Here is a 15715-nt window from a genome sequence, read left to right as displayed (position 1 = left end):
GCGAATGACCCGCCGCCTCAGGATCAAGCACGTCACACGGGTGTCGGACGCCCAGCCCGCGCCCTCCTCCCACAACGAGGTCCGGATGACCCCGCTGCCCCCGCCCGGCCAGACCACCCTGGACGCCCGGGTCACCGTCGGCCCGGCGACCGCGACCTGGTCGTACGGGGACTACTGGGGCACCCAGGCCACCGGCCTCGACCTCCTGGACCCGCACGGCGACCTCACCATCACCGCCTCCAGCCTGGTGGAGACGGCCCCGCCGGACCCCTTGCCCGAGCCGCCCGCCCGGACGGAACCGGCGGAACATACGGCGAGTTCACGCCTGTTGGAGTTCGCGGCCCCGACGGCTCCGACGGCTCCGACGGCCCCGACGACCGGCACGGCGGCCGAGCACGCCCCGCGCAACCTCACGCGTGTGGCGTGAACACACTTGGCTTGTGCCGCCCTTCTCCCCTTTCCGGGGCGCAGGGCGCACAATCGCCGTCATGCCGACAGCGCGCCGCCCGCTCCGCCTCCTGGCACTGCCCCTGACCGCCCTGCTCCTCGCCGCGACCGCCGGCTGCGGCGACGACGGCGACGCCTCCGGCGGCACGGCCCAGAAGTCCCACAAGGACGGGCATCTCACCTTCACCCTGCTGTCCCTGCAGTGCGGGATCACGGGCGTGACGGGCTCCCACGCGGACGCCCCGCCGGCGGGGCAGTTCTGCGCCGCACGGCTGCGGGTGGCGAACAACGACCCGAACTACCACACCTACGAGTCGGCCCGGCAGCGCGTCGCGGGCGTCACCGGCGACCGGTCCCGGCCCGACTCCTTCGCGATGGCGGTGCGCCGCCAGTCGGAGAAGGTGCGGCTCGGCGGCCACACCCTCATGGAGGTCGAGCTCTGGTACGACGTCCCCAAGGGCGCGAAGGTCACCGGCCTGAAGGTGTCCGGCGACAACGACCCGACCAGCTTCACCAGCACCAAGCCCATCGGACGGGCGCCGAACGGGGTGTTCGTCCCCATGACGCCCGCCTCACCGGGACCTACTTCAACTTGATCTGGGTGCACGCCGAGGCGTACTTCGCGGTGCAGATCTGCTTCACGTTGTAGATGCCGTCGGCGACGACCGTGCTCTTGATGTTGGCCTGCGTCAGCGCGGCCACCGACACCAGCTGGGCCGGGATCTCCTTGTCGGTGGGGCTGTCGACGCGGTCCTGGGTGAGGGAGTCGAACAGGATGTCCTTGCCCTGGATCTTGGCCACGGCCATCTCGGCGGCGGCCTCGGCCTCCAGCGGGTAGGACTTGTACACGCTCATGTACTGCTCGCCGCTGACGATCCGCTGCACGGCGGCCAGTTCCGCGTCCTGGCCGGTGATCGGCGGCAGGTCGGTCATGCCCGCGTCCTCCATCGCCTCGATGGCGGCGCCGGCCATGGCGTCGTTGGCGGAGTAGACGGCGGCGATGTTGTCCTTGCCGATCGCGGAGATCGCGGCGGCCATGTTCTTCTTCGCGATGGCCGGCTTCCAGCCGTCGACGTCGTACGACTTGGCGATCGTCACCTTGCCGTTGAGCTCGGAGAGCGCGCCCGCCTTGAACTGTCCGGCGTTCGGGTCGGAGGGCGAGCCGTTGAGCATGACGATCTTGTCGGAGGTGTCGACCTCCGAGCCCATCGCGTCGATGAGGGTGCGGCCCTGCACCTCGCCGACGAGTTCGTTGTCGAAGGAGACGTAGGCGTCGATCGGGCCCTCGGCGAGCCGGTCGTAGGCGATGACCGGGATGCCGGCGGCCTTGGCCTTCTTCACCATGGGGGCGATGGCGTGCGAGTCGACGGCGTCCAGCAGGATGACGTCGACCTTGTCGTCGATCATCTTCTGCATCTGCGCCGTCTGCTTCTTGGCGTCCGCCTCGCCGTTGGCGTAGACGGTCTGGCCCAGCTTGCCGGTGAGCTCCGACACTTTCTTCTGAATGATCGGGTAGTCGAAGTCCTCGTAGCGGGTGTTCGTCGTCTCCGGCATCAGCACGCCGATGGTCACGTCGTTGCCCTTGGTCGGGCTCGCGTCCGTGCTGTCCCCCGATACGCCCAATGCCCCGCAGGCGGTCAGCGACAGGGCCAACGAGGACACGGCCGTGCATATGGCGGTACGACGCATTGGGGAGCTCACTTCTGGTGCCTTCCGGACGCGGGCGCAGCTTTGCGACCCAGATGACTGAAAAGCCAACGCGGCCCCGCCCCCCAGCGTCAAGCGGAACCACTTAACGAGTGCGCAACGCCACGCTCCGCTCAGCTTGTGAAGACATCACGGAACCATCTCCAAACGCCCTTTACGGACTCCCCATTCAAGGGGAGGCACAGCGAAGGCAAAGATCCGTACAACCAACTCCATTCCTCGCGAGTCGTGATCACGACGGCTTCCACCGGCCGTTCCCCATCCGCTCAGAGGATCGAATGAAGCCAGCCAGACGTACGACGACGATCGTGTCCGCCGCCGTGCTCGCCGTCACCGGCGGTCTGCTCGCCACGACCGCCGCCCCCGCGTCCGCCGCGACGACCTGCACCTCGCCGGTCTTCAAGCGCCAGTTCTTCGCGAACACCACCTTCTCCGGCACCCCGAAGAAGACCGACTGCGACAGCGCCATCGACCAGAACTAGACCGGCGCCCCCGCTTCGGGCCTGCCGTCGAACTACTTCGGCGTCCGCTGGTCGGTGACCCGCGACTTCGGCTCCGGCGGCCCCTTCACCCTCGCCGCCTCCGGCCTCGACGGCATCCGGGTCTACATCGACGGCGTCCGCAAGATCGACCTCTGGAAGAACACCTCCACCACCGTCTCCAAGACGCTCAACCTGACGATCCCGTCCGGCAAGCACAGCCTGCGCGTCGACTACGCCAACTGGACCGGCTCCGCGAAGGTCAAGTTCACCTACACACCCCGCACCTCGGCGACCGTCGACACCGTCAAGCCCCTCACCCCGACCGGCACCTCGGTCACCTACGACCAGACCACCGGCAAGACCAAGCTGACCTGGGCCAAGAACAAGGAGATGGACCTCGCCGGGTACAAGCTCTACCGCCGCCTGAAGGGCACCTCCTTCGGCACCACCCCGCTGGCGACGACCACCTCCACCTCGTACACCGACACCCCGCCCCCCACCGGCGAGACGTACTACTACGAGATCCGCGCCTACGACAAAGCCGGCAACACCTCCACCGGCACCACCGACCAGCCCGTGACCACCGTCGACCGCACCGCCCCCGCGGGGATCACCGGTCTCGCGGCGGACGGCACCACGGCCGGTGTCTCCCTCACCTGGCAGGCCTCCCCGTCGAAGGACATCGACCACTACGAGGTGTGGACCTCCCGCGACGGAGCCCCCGACCCGGACGGGCCGGACCTGGTGTTCGGGACGTCGTTCAGCTCGCCGGTACCGGTCGAGGACGCGGGCTTGCCCTACGCCTTCTCCGTGCAGGCCGTCGACACCGCGGCGAACGTCTCGCCCGTGTCCGACGAGGTGACCGCGAGCCGGGACGTGGCCTCGACGGCGGCCGCGCCGACGGGGCTCGCGGTGCAGCCGCCGGCCGACGACCTCACGATGCTCACGTGGACGGCGTCGCCCGACATGGTCGGCAGCTACCACGTCTACCGCCGTACCGGCGCCCAGAGCGCCTGGACCTGGATCGGCAGCACGGGCGGCGACGGCTGGGAGGACCGGACCGCGCCCGCGGGCACGGCGTACTACTACGTCGCGACCGTGGGAGCCGACAGCCGGGAGTCACTGCCCTCGGAGGTGGTCTCCGCCGAGCGGGTCACGAAAGCGACGGCGGTCGGGCCGAAGGCGCCGCAGCTGACGCTGGTCTCGAACGGCGTGCCCGGCCGTTCCGCGATCCAGGTCACGGCCGCACCGGGCGCGGGCGACGAGGGGCGGCTGCTGAAGGGGTACTCCTGGGAGGTCTCCGGGGCGTGCGGTGACAGCGGCACCCAGCTGTCGACGACGGGCTCGATCTCCTGGGTCGCGCCGTACAACGGCCCCTGCACGGTGACCGTCCACGCCGTCGACTACTACGGCCGCGTCGGGTACGAGGGCACCTCGCTGGAGTTCTTCAGCGGGCGGTGACAAGCCCTCCGGTGACACGGAAGGGGCCCGGAGGTTCGTCCTCCGGGCCCCTTCCGCATGCGTCTGCCTAGTCCTTGGCCTTCTTCGGCCGCCACACCACCAGCGCGCTGGTCTGCTGCACCTCCTGGTACGGCACCAGGTCACGCCGGTACGAGGCGTGCACCGCCGCCTCCCGCTGCCGCATCGTGGCGGCGGCGCCCTCCAGCGCCGCCTCCATCTCCGCGACCCGGGACTGCAGCGCCGCGACCTGGTTCTCCAGCTCGATGATGCGCTTGATGCCGGCCAGGTTGATGCCCTCGTCCTGCGACAACTGCTGGACGGTGCGCAGCAGTTCGATGTCGCGGGCCGAGTAGCGGCGGCCCCGCCCGGCGGTGCGGTCCGGGGAGACCAGGCCGAGGCGGTCGTACTGGCGGAGGGTCTGCGGGTGCAGGCCGGAGAGCTGGGCCGCCACCGAGATGACGTAGACCGGGGTTTCCTCGGTCAGTTCGTACGGGTTGCGTCGACGGCCGTCCATCTCTCTCATGCTCCCTTCGCGACCTGGAACAGCTCCGCCCGCGGGTCCTCGTCCGCGGTCGCCTCGCGATACGCCTCCAGCGCCTCACGAGCCTTCCCCGTCACGTCCTTGGGGACACTCACCTCGACGGTGACCAGCAGGTCGCCGCGGGTGCCGTCCTTGCGGACCGCGCCCTTGCCGCGGGCGCGCATGGTGCGGCCGTTGGGCGTGCCGGGCGGCAGCCTCAGCGTGACGGGCGGGCCGCCCAGGGTGGGTACCCGCACCTCGCCGCCGAGGGCCGCCTCCGCGAACGTCACCGGGACGGTGACCGTGAGGTTGTCGTCCTTGCGGCCGAAGACCGGGTGGGCGTCCACGTGGACGGTGACGTACAAGTCGCCCGCGGGGCCGCCCCGTTCACCCGGCGCGCCCTTGCCGCGCAGCCGGATGCGCTGGTTGTCCGTCACCCCGGCGGGGATGCGGACCTGCATGGTGCGCGAGGACTTGGCGCGGCCGCTGCCCTTGCACTCCATGCAGGGGTGCTCGGCGATCAGGCCGCGGCCCTTGCAGTCGGGGCAGGGGTCGGTGAGCGAGAAGCCGCCGCCCGAGCCCCGGGCCACCTGGCCGGTGCCGACGCAGGTCGGGCACACACGGGGTGTGCCGTTCTTGTCGCCGGTGCCCGAACACGCCTTGCAGGGGGCCTGCGAGGACATCCGCAGCGGGACCGTGGCGCCCTCGATGGCCTCCGTGAAGCTCAGCGTGACCTCGGTGTCGATGTCCTGGCCGCGCCGCGGCTGCACCCGGGTGCCCCCGGCACCACCGCGGTTGAACAGACCGCCGAACACGTCCCCGATGCCGCCGCCGAAGCCGCCGGAACCCTGGCCGCCCTGGCCGCCACCGCCTCCGAAGAGGTCACCCAGGTCGAAGTTGAAGGAGCCGCCGCCCGCGCCCGGCCCCGGGCGGAAGCCGCCGTTGCCGAACAGCGCGCGGGCGTCGTCGTACTCCTTGCGCTTCTTGGGGTCACCGAGGACGTCGTTCGCCTCGGAGATCTCCTTGAAGCGCTCCTCCGCCTTGGCGTTGCCCTTGTTGGCGTCCGGGTGGAACTCGCGGGCGAGCTTCCGGTACGCCTTCTTGATCTCGGCCTCGGTGGCGTCCTTGGGGACGCCGAGGACCTTGTAGTAGTCCTTCTCGATGAAGTCCTTGGTGCTCATCCCCGACGCCCCTCCTTCCGGTCACCCATGGCGACTTCAGCCCTCTTCAGAGCTGTTGTCCTTCTCCTCGCCGGCCTCGGACGCCTCCTCGGCCTTCACCGTCTGCGCGCCCGGCTGCGGCTCGGCGACGGCCACCCGCGCGGGGCGGATGGTGCGTTCGCCGATGCGATACCCCGGCTGGAGGATCGCCACGCAGGTCGTCTCGGTGACGTCCGGCGCGTAGCTGTGCATCAGGGCCTCGTGGATCGTCGGGTCGAAGGGCTCGCCCTCCTTGCCGAACTGCTGCAGTCCCATCTTCGCCGCGACGGTCTCCAGCGACTCGCCGACGGACTTGAATCCGCCGACGAACTCGCCGTGGTCCCGGGCGCGGCCGATGTCGTCGAGCACGGGCAGGAGCTCGGTCAGGAGGTTCGCGACGGCGATCTCCTTGACCGTGATCCGGTCCCGCTCCACGCGGCGGCGGTAGTTCTGGAACTCGGCCTGGAGCCGCTGGAGGTCCGCGGTGCGCTCTTCGAGCGCCTTGCGCACCTGGTCCAGCTGGGCCGTCAGACCGGCGATCTGTGCGTTTGAGTCCCCGGCCGGGGCCGCCCCCTCGCCCTCGGGCGAGGCGGCGGCCTTCGGCTCGGCGTCGTCGGGGGTCGCGCCGGAGGGGACGTCGGGCTTCTCCTCGAAGCCCGGGGTCTCCTCCGTCACGCGGCACCGTCCTTGCGGTCCTCGTCGACGATCTCGGCGTCGACGACGTCGTCATCGGCCTTCGGGGCCTCGGCACCCGCGTCGGCGCCGCCCGCGGCCTGCGCGGCGCCCGCGTCCGCGTACATGGCCTGGCCGACCTTCTGGGAGACCGCGGCGACCTTCTCGGTGGCCGTGCGGATCTCGGCGGTGTCCTCGCCCTTGAGCGCGCTCTTCAGCTCCTCGACGGCGGCCTCGACCTCGGTCTTGACCTCGCCGGGGACCTTGTCCTCGTTGTCCTTGAGGAACTTCTCCGTCTGGTAGACGAGCTGCTCGCCCTGGTTGCGGGTCTCGGCGGCCTCGCGGCGGCGGTGGTCCTCGTCCGCGTACTGCTCGGCCTCCTGGCGCATCCGGTCGACCTCGTCCTTCGGCAGCGAGGAGCCGCCGGTGACGGTCATCTTCTGCTCCTTGCCCGTGCCCAGGTCCTTGGCGGTCACGTGCATGATGCCGTTGGCGTCGATGTCGAAGGACACCTCGATCTGCGGGACGCCACGCGGCGCCGGCGGCAGACCGGTCAGCTCGAACATCCCGAGCTTCTTGTTGTACGCCGCGATCTCGCGCTCGCCCTGGTAGACCTGGATCTGCACGGACGGCTGGTTGTCCTCGGCCGTCGTGAAGATCTCGGACCGCTTGGTCGGGATCGTGGTGTTGCGCTCGATGAGCTTGGTCATGATGCCGCCCTTGGTCTCGATACCGAGGGACAGCGGGGTCACGTCGAGGAGCAGGACGTCCTTGACCTCACCCTTGAGGACACCGGCCTGGAGGGACGCGCCGATGGCGACGACCTCGTCCGGGTTCACGCCCTTGTTGGCGTCCTTGCCGCCGGTCAGCTCCTTGACGAGCTCGGCGACGGCGGGCATACGGGTGGAGCCACCGACGAGGACGACGTGGTCGATCTCGTTGATGGAGATGCCGGCGTCCTTGATGACGTTGTGGAACGGCGTCTTGCAGCGCTCCAGGAGGTCCGCGGTCAGCTGCTGGAACTGGGCGCGGGTGAGCTTCTCGTCGAGGTGCAGGGGGCCCTCGGCGGAGGCGGTGATGTAGGGCAGGTTGATCGAGGTCTCGGTGGACGAGGACAGCTCGATCTTCGCCTTCTCGGCGGCCTCGCGCAGACGCTGGAGCGCCATCTTGTCCTTGGCGAGGTCCACGCCGTGACCGGACTTGAACTGCTGCACCAGGTAGTCGACGACGCGCTGGTCCCAGTCGTCGCCACCGAGGTGGTTGTCACCGTTGGTGGCCTTCACCTCGACGACGCCGTCGCCGATCTCCAGCAGGGACACGTCGAAGGTGCCGCCACCGAGGTCGAAGACGAGGATCGTCTGGTCGTCCTTGTCGAGGCCGTAGGCGAGCGCCGCCGCGGTGGGCTCGTTGACGATGCGAAGGACGTTGAGACCGGCGATCTCACCGGCTTCCTTCGTCGCCTGGCGCTCGGAGTCGTTGAAGTACGCGGGCACGGTGATGACCGCGTCCGTGACCTTCTCGCCCAGGTAGGCCTCGGCGTCCCGCTTCAGCTTCTGGAGGATGAACGCCGAGATCTGCTGCGGGTTGAAGGGCTTCCCGTCCAGCTCGATCTTCCAGTCGGTGCCCATGTGGCGCTTCACGGAACGGATGGTCCGGTCCACGTTGGTGACCGCCTGGCGCTTGGCGACCTCGCCGACCAGCACCTCGCCGTTCTTCGCGAAGGCGACGACGGACGGCGTGGTCCTGGCACCCTCGGCGTTGGTGATGACGGTGGGCTCGCCGCCTTCGAGAACGCTGACGACGGAGTTAGTCGTGCCCAGGTCGATGCCGACCGCACGTGCCATGGTTGATTCCTCCAGCTGACTTGAGTGGAACGGACTCAAGTGTGCATGACGCCGACGAATGGGTCAACAGACCTGAGCCTGTGAGGCTCAACTCTTATCCGTTCCTTACACGCAACTGCGGACTGACCTGCGGCGATACCGGTCGAGGAACCCTGGAAGACTTCACTCGCAGCAGCGCGAGGACGCCGACCAGGGCACCCGAGGCCACCCACAGCGCCCCCGTTCCGCCCACCCACCCGAGGTGTTCCAGCACCCCGACGAGCACCCCGGCGAACGCCCCGAGCCCGAGCACCACGACCGTCCCCTGCGGGGTCAGCCCGAGCCTGCGCAGCCGGTGCCCGAGATGGTCGGGACCGCGCCGCCCGGCCAGCCGCCGGGCGGCCACGACCAGGAGGACGTCGGCGACGGCGACCGCGTTGAGCGCGAACAGCACGCCCGCGCTGGCGGCCGCCTCGTGCCCGGTCCGGGCCACCACGGCCGCCGCCGCGAGCACGAACCCGGCGAACAGCGCCCCGCCCGAGCCGAGCCCCACGCGCGCGGGCGGCCAGTTGTGCATGAGGAACCCGGTCAGCGCGGCGGCCAGCACGCTCAGCAGCACCGCGAGCCCGTCCATCACCTCGGCCGCCGCACAGGCGCCCACCCCGAAGGCGGCGACGACCCCGACGGTCCCGGCGAGCCCGTCGGCGTGGTCCAGGGCCCGGAACCCGAGCGCCACGAACGCGATCCAGCCCACGGCGAGCACCCCGCCGACGACGCCGGTCTCCTCGTACGGCACCACGCAGGCCGCGGCCACGGCCGTACCGACGAGGAGCACGCGCGCGCGGACCCGGCACAGGTCGGCGACGAGGCCGAGGGCGGCGACGGAGACGGCCGCCACCAGCAGCCCGCCGGCCCGTACCGGCGCGACCCCCGCCCATTCCCCGAGGACGGCGACCGCACAGGTCGCGAGGACCACGGCCACACCCCCGGACAGCGGCACCTTGCGCTGCTGGCGACGGCGGTCGACGAGGCCCAGGCGCAGGGCGGGGGCACGGAGTACGGCCGCCAGGACGGCGGTCAGCAGCAGGGCGGTCGTGGCGGCGGCGATCCCATAGAGCACCGTCTTAAAGTAGTCACGAATGTACCAATTTGGTACGAATAACACGTTCGGATTGCCACATGCTCACCGCCGCCCCTTAAGGCAACCCTCAGCGACACAGATCACCGCGGCGCTGGCTACAGTGCGAACGAGGATGCGGGTACCCTCAAGAGGACTGCATAAGTTACCGCTTAGTAATCTCGCCCCGCCCAGGCCCGAGGAGCCCCCGACATGCAACTCGCAGCGATCATCGTGTCGCTGGTCCTGACCGTGGTCGGCGCAGCACTCTTCGCACGCGTCATCGCGCAGTTCGTCCGCTTCTTCATGCTCGGACAGCCGCTGCCGGCCGGTGCCCGGACCGACAACCCCTACCAGCGCAGCGTCACCCTGGTGAAGGAGTTCCTGGGTCACACGCGCATGAACCGCTGGGGCATCGTGGGCTTCGCCCACTGGTTCGTCGCCATCGGCTTCCTGACCCTGATCCCGATCCTGGGCCAGGCCATCGGCCAGCTCTTCCAGGCCGACTTCCAGCTGCCGGTCATCGGCGGCTGGCTGCCCTGGGAGATGTACGTCGAGTTCATCACCGTGATGACCACGGTGGGCATCGCGATCCTCATCCCGATCCGGCTGCTGAACCTGCCCTCCCGGGCCGGCCGCAAGTCCCGCTTCGCCGGGTCCACGGCCTGGCAGGCGTACTTCGTCGAGTACGTCATCCTCACCATCGGCACCGTGATCTACATCCTGCGCGGCCTGGAGGGCTCGCTGCACCACGTGGAGCACTACGAGGCCGCCTACTTCGCCTCGTACCCGCTGGTCGCCGCCCTGCGTGACCTCGACGTCTCCACGCTGCAGAACCTGGTCTACCTGTTCGCCGGGATCAAGGTCAGCGTCTCCTTCATCTGGATGATCGTCGTCTCGCTCAACGCCGACATGAGCGTCGCCTGGCACCGCTTCCTCGCCTTCCCGAACATCTGGTTCAAGCGCGACGCCGACGGCCGCACCGCCCTGGGCGCGCTTCAGCCGATGACGTCGGGCGGCAAGCCGATCGACTTCACCGACCCCGGTGACGACGACGTCTTCGGCGTCTCCCAGGTCGAGCAGTTCTCCTGGAAGGGCCTGCTGGACTTCTCCACCTGCACCGAGTGCGGTCGCTGCCAGTCGCAGTGCCCGGCCTGGAACACCGGCAAGCCGCTCTCCCCGAAGCTGCTGATCATGTCGCTGCGCGACCACTCCCACGCCAAGGCGCCCTACCTGCTCGCGGGTGGCGGCAAGACCATGGAGGGCGAGGAGAAGGCGTCCGAGGAGCAGCTGGCGGGCGTCCCCGCCGCCGCCCTCGCCGAGGCCGAGCGCCCGCTGATCGGCACCGTCGAGGAGAACGGCGTCATCGACCCGGACGTCCTGTGGTCCTGCACCACCTGCGGCGCCTGCGTCGAGCAGTGCCCGGTCGACATCGAGCACGTCGACCACATCGTCGACATGCGCCGCTACCAGGTGATGATCGAGTCCGCGTTCCCGTCCGAGGCGGGCACGATGCTCAAGAACCTGGAGAAGAAGGGCAACCCCTGGGGCCTGGCCAAGAAGCAGCGCCTGGAGTGGACGAAGGAAGTCGACTTCGAGGTGCCGGTCGTCGGCAAGGACATCGAGGACCTCTCCGAGGTCGAGTACCTGTACTGGGTCGGCTGCGCCGGCGCCCTGGAGGACCGCGCCAAGAAGACCACCAAGGCCTTCGCGGAGCTGCTGCACATGGCGGGCGTCAAGTTCGCCATCATGGGCGGCGACGAGAAGTGCACCGGTGACTCCGCCCGCCGCCTCGGCAACGAGCCCCTGTTCCAGGAGCTCGGCATGGAGAACGTCATGTCCCTCAACGCCGCCTTCGGCGAGGAGATGGACGAGGACGGCAAGGTCGTGCCCGAGTCGGCGAAGCCCAAGTCGGCCAAGAAGATCGTCGCCACCTGCCCGCACTGCCTCAACACGCTCGGCAACGAGTACCCGCAGCTCGGCGGCGACTACGAGGTCATCCACCACACCCAGCTGCTCCAGCACCTGGTGGACGAGGGCAAGCTCACCCCGGTCACCCCGGTCGAGGGCATCATCACCTACCACGACCCCTGCTACCTGGGCCGCCACAACAAGATCTACACGCCGCCGCGCGAGATCATCGCCAACGTCCCGGGCCTGAGGAACGAGGAGATGCACCGCCACAAGGAGCGCGGCTTCTGCTGCGGCGCCGGTGGCGCGCGGATGTGGATGGAGGAGCGGATCGGCAAGCGCATCAACAACGAGCGCGTCGACGAGGCCCTCTCCCTCAACCCGGACATCGTGTCCACCGCCTGCCCGTTCTGCCTGGTCATGCTCACGGACTCCGTGAACGGCAAGAAGAACGAGGGCAAGGCCAAGGAGTCGATCACCGTCGTCGACGTCGCCCAGCTGCTGCTGGAGTCCGTCAAGACCCCGGTCGACCCGGCCGGCGAGGAGGAGACGGAGACCGCCCCGGAGTCCGAGCCGGTCAAGTAGCCCGCGAGGCCGGTACGGCCGTACGACGCCCCCTGTCCGAGGTTTCGGCAGGGGGCGTCGCCGTGTGCGCCCGCGTCCCGCAGATGACGAAGGTGACGCTGATCAGCAGCGCGCAGGACAGGGCCGGCGGCATCCGGTACCGGCGGGCGCCGACCGTGTGGTGCACTCAGCCCGCGGTCATCGCCGCCGGCAGCGCGGCGAGCGGCAGGCGCAGGTCGGGTGTCCAGTGGCGGGTGAGGAAGCCGGCGTACAGCAGGACGGCGGTGGCGGCGGTGGCGCGGGCCCGGTAGCCGGTCAGCGACAGCTCCAGCAGCCGCCAGGCACGGCAGAGGTACCTGCCGACCGCCGCGTACATGAACCCGCCGTACAGCGGCACCTCACGACGCGTCTCCCAGCCCAGCAGGAAGCCCACGCCGGTCAAGCAGGACGCCGTACGCGAGGAGCAGGTCGTAGCGCGCCACCGGCAGCGGCGGGAGCAGGGTGGCGGCCGCCATGCCGCCGAACAGGGCGACGGCGAACCCGCAGCAGCGGGCCTGGAGCCAGGCGGGGCGGACGAGCTGACGGAAGAGAATAGGTGTGCGGTGCGGGCCGGCAGGGTGCGGGGGAGACGGGGACGCATGGTGCTGCAGAGCGCGGGCCCACACGGAGGGTTGCATTCCGGCACCCCGGCACCTGTGCGTACGCAGGGTGCTGCCGCGCGGCCGGTCACCCTCCGGCGACCCGACACCACACCGTACGCAGGATGCCGCCCCGCAGCCGGTCACCTTCGGCGAGCGCCGTGCCTCACCCCGTGAGGAACGCGGACGTGGAGAAGGTGACGGCCGGTTCGGCGGACACCACACCCTTCTTCGCGCCGGGGAACACCGCGACGGTGTCCCTCGTCTCGCCCCGGTACGTGCGCACCGCGAGGTCCGCCCGGCCGTCCCCGTCGAAGTCGCCGACGCCCACGACGCGCGAGGTGCCGACGGCGTGCGGTTCCACGGTGACCAGGGCCGACGCGGACAATCCCGTCGCCAGCCCCCTGAAGACCTTCACCCGCGAGCCGCTGGAGACGAGTTCGCTCCGCCCGTCCCCGTCGAAGTCGGCGGCGTCGAGCATCGAACCCGGGGACGCGAGGGTGCCGCGTACGGCGTCGGGCAGGTCGTAGCGCAGCGCGGTGCCGCCCATCGCACCGACGGCCGCGTCCCACGCCTTGCCCTTGCCGAAGCGGCCGAGGGCGACGTCGATGCCGGCGGGGAGGGTGGCACCGGTCCGGGTCGGTCCGGTGGGCCCGCCGAGGACGACGGCCGAGGCGGCGGTGCCCTCGGCGGTACGGACGACGAGGTCGTCGTACCCGTCGAGGTTCACGTCGGCGGCCGGGCCGGTGGGCACCTGGCCGGGCGACGGGATCGGGGCACCGGCCCGCCGCGGGGCACCCTTCCTGCTGAAAGGTCCCTGCAGATAGCTGAGCCGACCGCCCGAGGCGTGCAGCACCAGGTCCTCGGCACCGTCCCCGTCGAAGTCCCCGCACACCGGCTGGTCCGCCCAGTCGTTGCCCGCGCGGGCCCGGGCCGGGACGGCGAGCTTGACGGCCTTGCCGGCCAGCCCGGACGGCGAACCGAACAGCACCTGCAACGGGACCGGCGGCTGCCCCTGTCCGTCGAAGGGCGGGTCGGTGGAGACGACGAGGTCGGTGAACCCGTCCCCGTCGAGGTCACAGCTCGCCTCCGCGTCGAAGACGGCCGGGAGTTGCCCCTTGGTGGCCACCGCCTGCCTCTTGGCGCTCACCAACTGCCGCGCCCCCGAACGCAGTCCACGCGCGCTGCCGTAGACGATGCCGATGCCGGGGTCGTCGGTGTGGCTCTCCGCCTTGACGAGGTCGTTGAGGACGAGGTCGCGGTGTCCGTCCCCGTTGAAGTCGTCGGGGACCTCACTGCCGTCGCCGCGCGGCACGGGCAGCAGCGCGGGCGCGCTGTCGGCCCGCACGGCGGCGCCGGTCGCACGGTCGTCGCTCTCGGCGTGCTGGGTGGGCCCGCAGGAGGCGACCAGCAGCACACCGCAGAGCACCGCGGTCCCCGTCCCGGCTCTTCGCACGCGCACCGCTCACCTCGTCAGCATCATCGACAACGACCTCGCAATGATGCACGCGTTCGGCGGCGGGGTTAAGGGGCGGGCCGGATCGGCTCAGTCACTGCCGCCGTCACCGCCGGAGTCGGAACCGAAACCGGAGTTGCCTCTCCCGCTCCGCTTGCTGCTCTTCGCCAGGACCCGCACGACCTCGCCCAGCCCGGTCGTCACCGCGGCCACGCCCCGCACCCACCGCGGCCCGCCGCGCGCGGCCCACACCACGCAGACACACCCGAACACCACCAGCACCAGGATGCAGAGCAGTACGACGAGCCCCATGTTTCCCCACCTCACGCACACCTACGGTCCCGGTGATCCTCTCAGTGCCCGGCGACGCGGCGAAAACCGCTGGTCCCGCCGGCGTCGGCGATGTTCGGATGACCAGGTGCAGCGACAGACGCCGACGGTCGTGGACCGAGGGACCTACCGGGACGCCGTGACCCCCTGGGAGCAGCAGGAGTGGCGGCGCGCCGCGCTCGACTGGATACGGGAGGGACTCGCCGCGCGGGGGCTGCGCGTGACGGCGGAGCGGTGGCGGGTGCGGCTGCGGCCGTGGTCGGTGCTCGTGCGCATCGAGGTGACCGACGGGGCCGATGTCCGGTCCGTATGGTTCAAGGCCAACCCGCCCGGCAGCGCCTTCGAGGGCGCGCTCACCGCCGCGCTGGCCCGCCGGGTTCCGGAACACGTGCTGGAGCCGCTCGCCGTCGACGCCGGACGCGGCTGGTCGCTGCTGCCGCACGGCGGCGAACTCTTCCGGGACGCGCTGGAGCGCGGCGCCGCCGACATCCGGGCCTGGGAGGAGGCGCTGCGGCAGTACGCGAGCATGCAGCGCGCGCTGCTCCCGTACGTCGACGAGCTCGGCCGCCTCGGTGTCCCGGACGCCCGCGCCGCCGCCCTGCCCGGCATCTTCGACGCCGCCGTCGCGGCGAACACCGCCCTGGAGCCGGAGGACCGGACCCGCCTGCACGCCCTCCGCCCCCGCCTCCTCGACTGGTGCGCGGAACTCGCCGCCACCGGCGTCCCCGACTCCCTCGACCACTGCGATCTGCACGACGGCCAGCTCCTGCGCCCCGCGCCCGGCCGCTTCACGTTCTTCGACTGGGGCGACGCCAACCTCTCCCACCCCTTCTGCAGCTTCACCGTCCCGGCCCGCAGAGTCCGCGAACGGTACGGCCCGCAGGCACTGCCCAGGCTGCGCGACGCGTACCTGGAACCCTGGACGGGAGACGGCCGTACGCTGCCCGGACTCCGCCGCGCCCTGACCCTGGCGACCCGCCTGGGCGCCCTCGCCCCCACCCGCGCCTGGACCCGCCTCTTCCCGGGCACACACCTCCCGGCGGGGGACGCGGCGTGCGCGGAGTGGCTGCGGGGGCTGTGGTCGGCCGAGCGGCCCTGATGCGACGACGATCTTCATGACGTACTCGGCCGTCCGGCACCCCCAGTACACGAAGGCCGACCTCGACGAGATCACCGGCGGTGTCGACGACCCCTGGGAGGTCGCCGCGTTCGGGGTGCGGTCACGGGACAAGGACGTGCACTTCGGCATCCGGCGCCAAGGGCGGCTCGTGGCACACGCCGGGCTGGCCGACGTGACGGTGTGGGTCGGCCGGGAGCCGTTTCCGGTGGCGGGGCCGGGCGGGCCGGTCGACGGCACGGTGGCGGCCGGCCGGGAGCCGTTCCCGGTG

At 70.7% G+C, this 15715-nt stretch carries 15 protein-coding genes and 1 pseudogene; 7 read left to right on the top strand and 9 right to left on the bottom strand.

Annotation, left to right across the window (positions count from 1 at the left end):
* Window positions 1–4 precede the first annotated feature (4 nt).
* A complete protein-coding gene (locus DI272_RS24495; RefSeq protein WP_109497434.1) occupies window positions 5–427 on the top strand; it encodes a transglutaminase N-terminal domain-containing protein in 423 nt (140 codons plus the stop codon).
* A gap of 61 nt (window positions 428–488) precedes the next feature.
* Window positions 489–1043, top strand: coding sequence for a DUF4352 domain-containing protein (locus DI272_RS24490; RefSeq protein ID WP_109497433.1), 555 nt, complete (start codon window positions 489–491; stop codon window positions 1041–1043).
* On the opposite strand, the gene DI272_RS24485 is transcribed toward DI272_RS24490, so the two are convergent.
* A complete protein-coding gene (locus DI272_RS24485) occupies window positions 1030–2136 on the bottom strand; it encodes a substrate-binding domain-containing protein (protein WP_109497432.1) in 1107 nt (368 codons plus the stop codon). The genes DI272_RS24490 and DI272_RS24485 overlap by 14 nt on opposite strands.
* Before the next feature lie 296 nt (window positions 2137–2432).
* On the opposite strand from DI272_RS24485, the gene DI272_RS46030 reads away from it, so the two are divergent.
* Together DI272_RS46030 and DI272_RS46025 are read left to right on the top strand one after the other, a co-directional pair.
* Window positions 2433–2636: a hypothetical protein gene (locus DI272_RS46030; RefSeq protein ID WP_309221667.1), complete on the top strand. Its 204-nt coding sequence runs from the start codon at window positions 2433–2435 to the stop codon at window positions 2634–2636.
* Window positions 2637–2690: 54 nt separating this feature from the next.
* Entirely contained in the window at window positions 2691–4097 is a 1407-nt protein-coding gene (locus DI272_RS46025) for a cellulose 1,4-beta-cellobiosidase (RefSeq protein ID WP_375138063.1), read from the top strand.
* 67 nt (window positions 4098–4164) lie between these two features.
* Here the strand turns inward: DI272_RS46025 and DI272_RS24475 are convergent, their stop codons facing one another.
* The 5 genes from DI272_RS24475 to DI272_RS24455 all read right to left on the bottom strand — a co-directional run bounded on the left by DI272_RS24475 (window position 4165) and on the right by DI272_RS24455 (window position 9431).
* Window positions 4165–4611, bottom strand: a complete 447-nt coding sequence (locus DI272_RS24475) for a heat shock protein transcriptional repressor HspR (protein ID WP_079306105.1) — start codon at window positions 4609–4611, stop codon at window positions 4165–4167.
* 5 nt (window positions 4612–4616) lie between these two features.
* The gene (gene dnaJ, locus DI272_RS24470) at window positions 4617–5798 is read right to left on the bottom strand and encodes a molecular chaperone DnaJ (protein ID WP_109497431.1); all 1182 of its coding nucleotides are present in this window, start codon (window positions 5796–5798) and stop codon (window positions 4617–4619) included.
* Window positions 5799–5834: 36 nt separating this feature from the next.
* Window positions 5835–6491, bottom strand: coding sequence for a nucleotide exchange factor GrpE (gene grpE / locus DI272_RS24465; RefSeq protein WP_109497430.1), 657 nt, complete (start codon window positions 6489–6491; stop codon window positions 5835–5837).
* Window positions 6488–8332: a molecular chaperone DnaK gene (gene dnaK / locus DI272_RS24460; protein WP_109497429.1), complete on the bottom strand. Its 1845-nt coding sequence runs from the start codon at window positions 8330–8332 to the stop codon at window positions 6488–6490. Before dnaK ends, grpE begins: the two co-directional genes overlap by 4 nt.
* A gap of 94 nt (window positions 8333–8426) precedes the next feature.
* Window positions 8427–9431 carry an MraY family glycosyltransferase gene (locus DI272_RS24455; protein ID WP_109497428.1) on the bottom strand — a complete coding sequence of 335 codons (1005 nt, stop codon included), beginning with the start codon at window positions 9429–9431 and terminating at the stop codon, window positions 8427–8429.
* A gap of 210 nt (window positions 9432–9641) precedes the next feature.
* Here DI272_RS24455 and DI272_RS24450 point away from each other — a divergent pair, with 210 nt between their 5' ends.
* Entirely contained in the window at window positions 9642–11924 is a 2283-nt protein-coding gene (locus DI272_RS24450) for a (Fe-S)-binding protein (RefSeq protein ID WP_109497427.1), read from the top strand.
* Between the two features lie 166 nt (window positions 11925–12090).
* Here DI272_RS24450 and DI272_RS24445 read toward each other — a convergent pair whose 3' ends face one another.
* The 3 genes from DI272_RS24445 to DI272_RS24435 all read right to left on the bottom strand — a co-directional run bounded on the left by DI272_RS24445 (window position 12091) and on the right by DI272_RS24435 (window position 14309).
* Complete coding sequence (locus tag DI272_RS24445; protein WP_258314902.1) at window positions 12091–12336, bottom strand: DUF817 domain-containing protein; 246 nt, start codon at window positions 12334–12336, stop codon at window positions 12091–12093.
* A 371-nt stretch (window positions 12337–12707) separates the two neighbouring features.
* Window positions 12708–14003 (bottom strand): VCBS repeat-containing protein, encoded by a 1296-nt coding sequence (locus tag DI272_RS24440; RefSeq protein ID WP_109497426.1) that lies wholly within the window; start codon window positions 14001–14003, stop codon window positions 12708–12710.
* Between the two features lie 84 nt (window positions 14004–14087).
* Entirely contained in the window at window positions 14088–14309 is a 222-nt protein-coding gene (locus DI272_RS24435; protein ID WP_109497425.1) for a hypothetical protein, read from the bottom strand.
* A gap of 106 nt (window positions 14310–14415) precedes the next feature.
* Between DI272_RS24435 and DI272_RS24430 the strand changes: the two genes are divergently transcribed.
* Both DI272_RS24430 and DI272_RS45495 read left to right on the top strand, forming a co-directional pair.
* Window positions 14416–15426 carry an aminoglycoside phosphotransferase family protein gene (locus DI272_RS24430; RefSeq protein WP_258314653.1) on the top strand — a complete coding sequence of 337 codons (1011 nt, stop codon included), beginning with the start codon at window positions 14416–14418 and terminating at the stop codon, window positions 15424–15426.
* A 16-nt stretch (window positions 15427–15442) separates the two neighbouring features.
* Window positions 15443–15715, top strand: a pseudogene (locus DI272_RS45495) (GNAT family N-acetyltransferase); the annotation flags it as partial.

It is taken from the genome of Streptomyces sp. Act143, from assembly GCF_003143935.1.
Classification (GTDB): Bacteria; Actinomycetota; Actinomycetes; order Streptomycetales; family Streptomycetaceae; genus Streptomyces.
The sequence above is the reverse complement of the archived record's forward strand: the minus strand, read 5'-3'. Positions and strand labels throughout refer to the sequence as shown.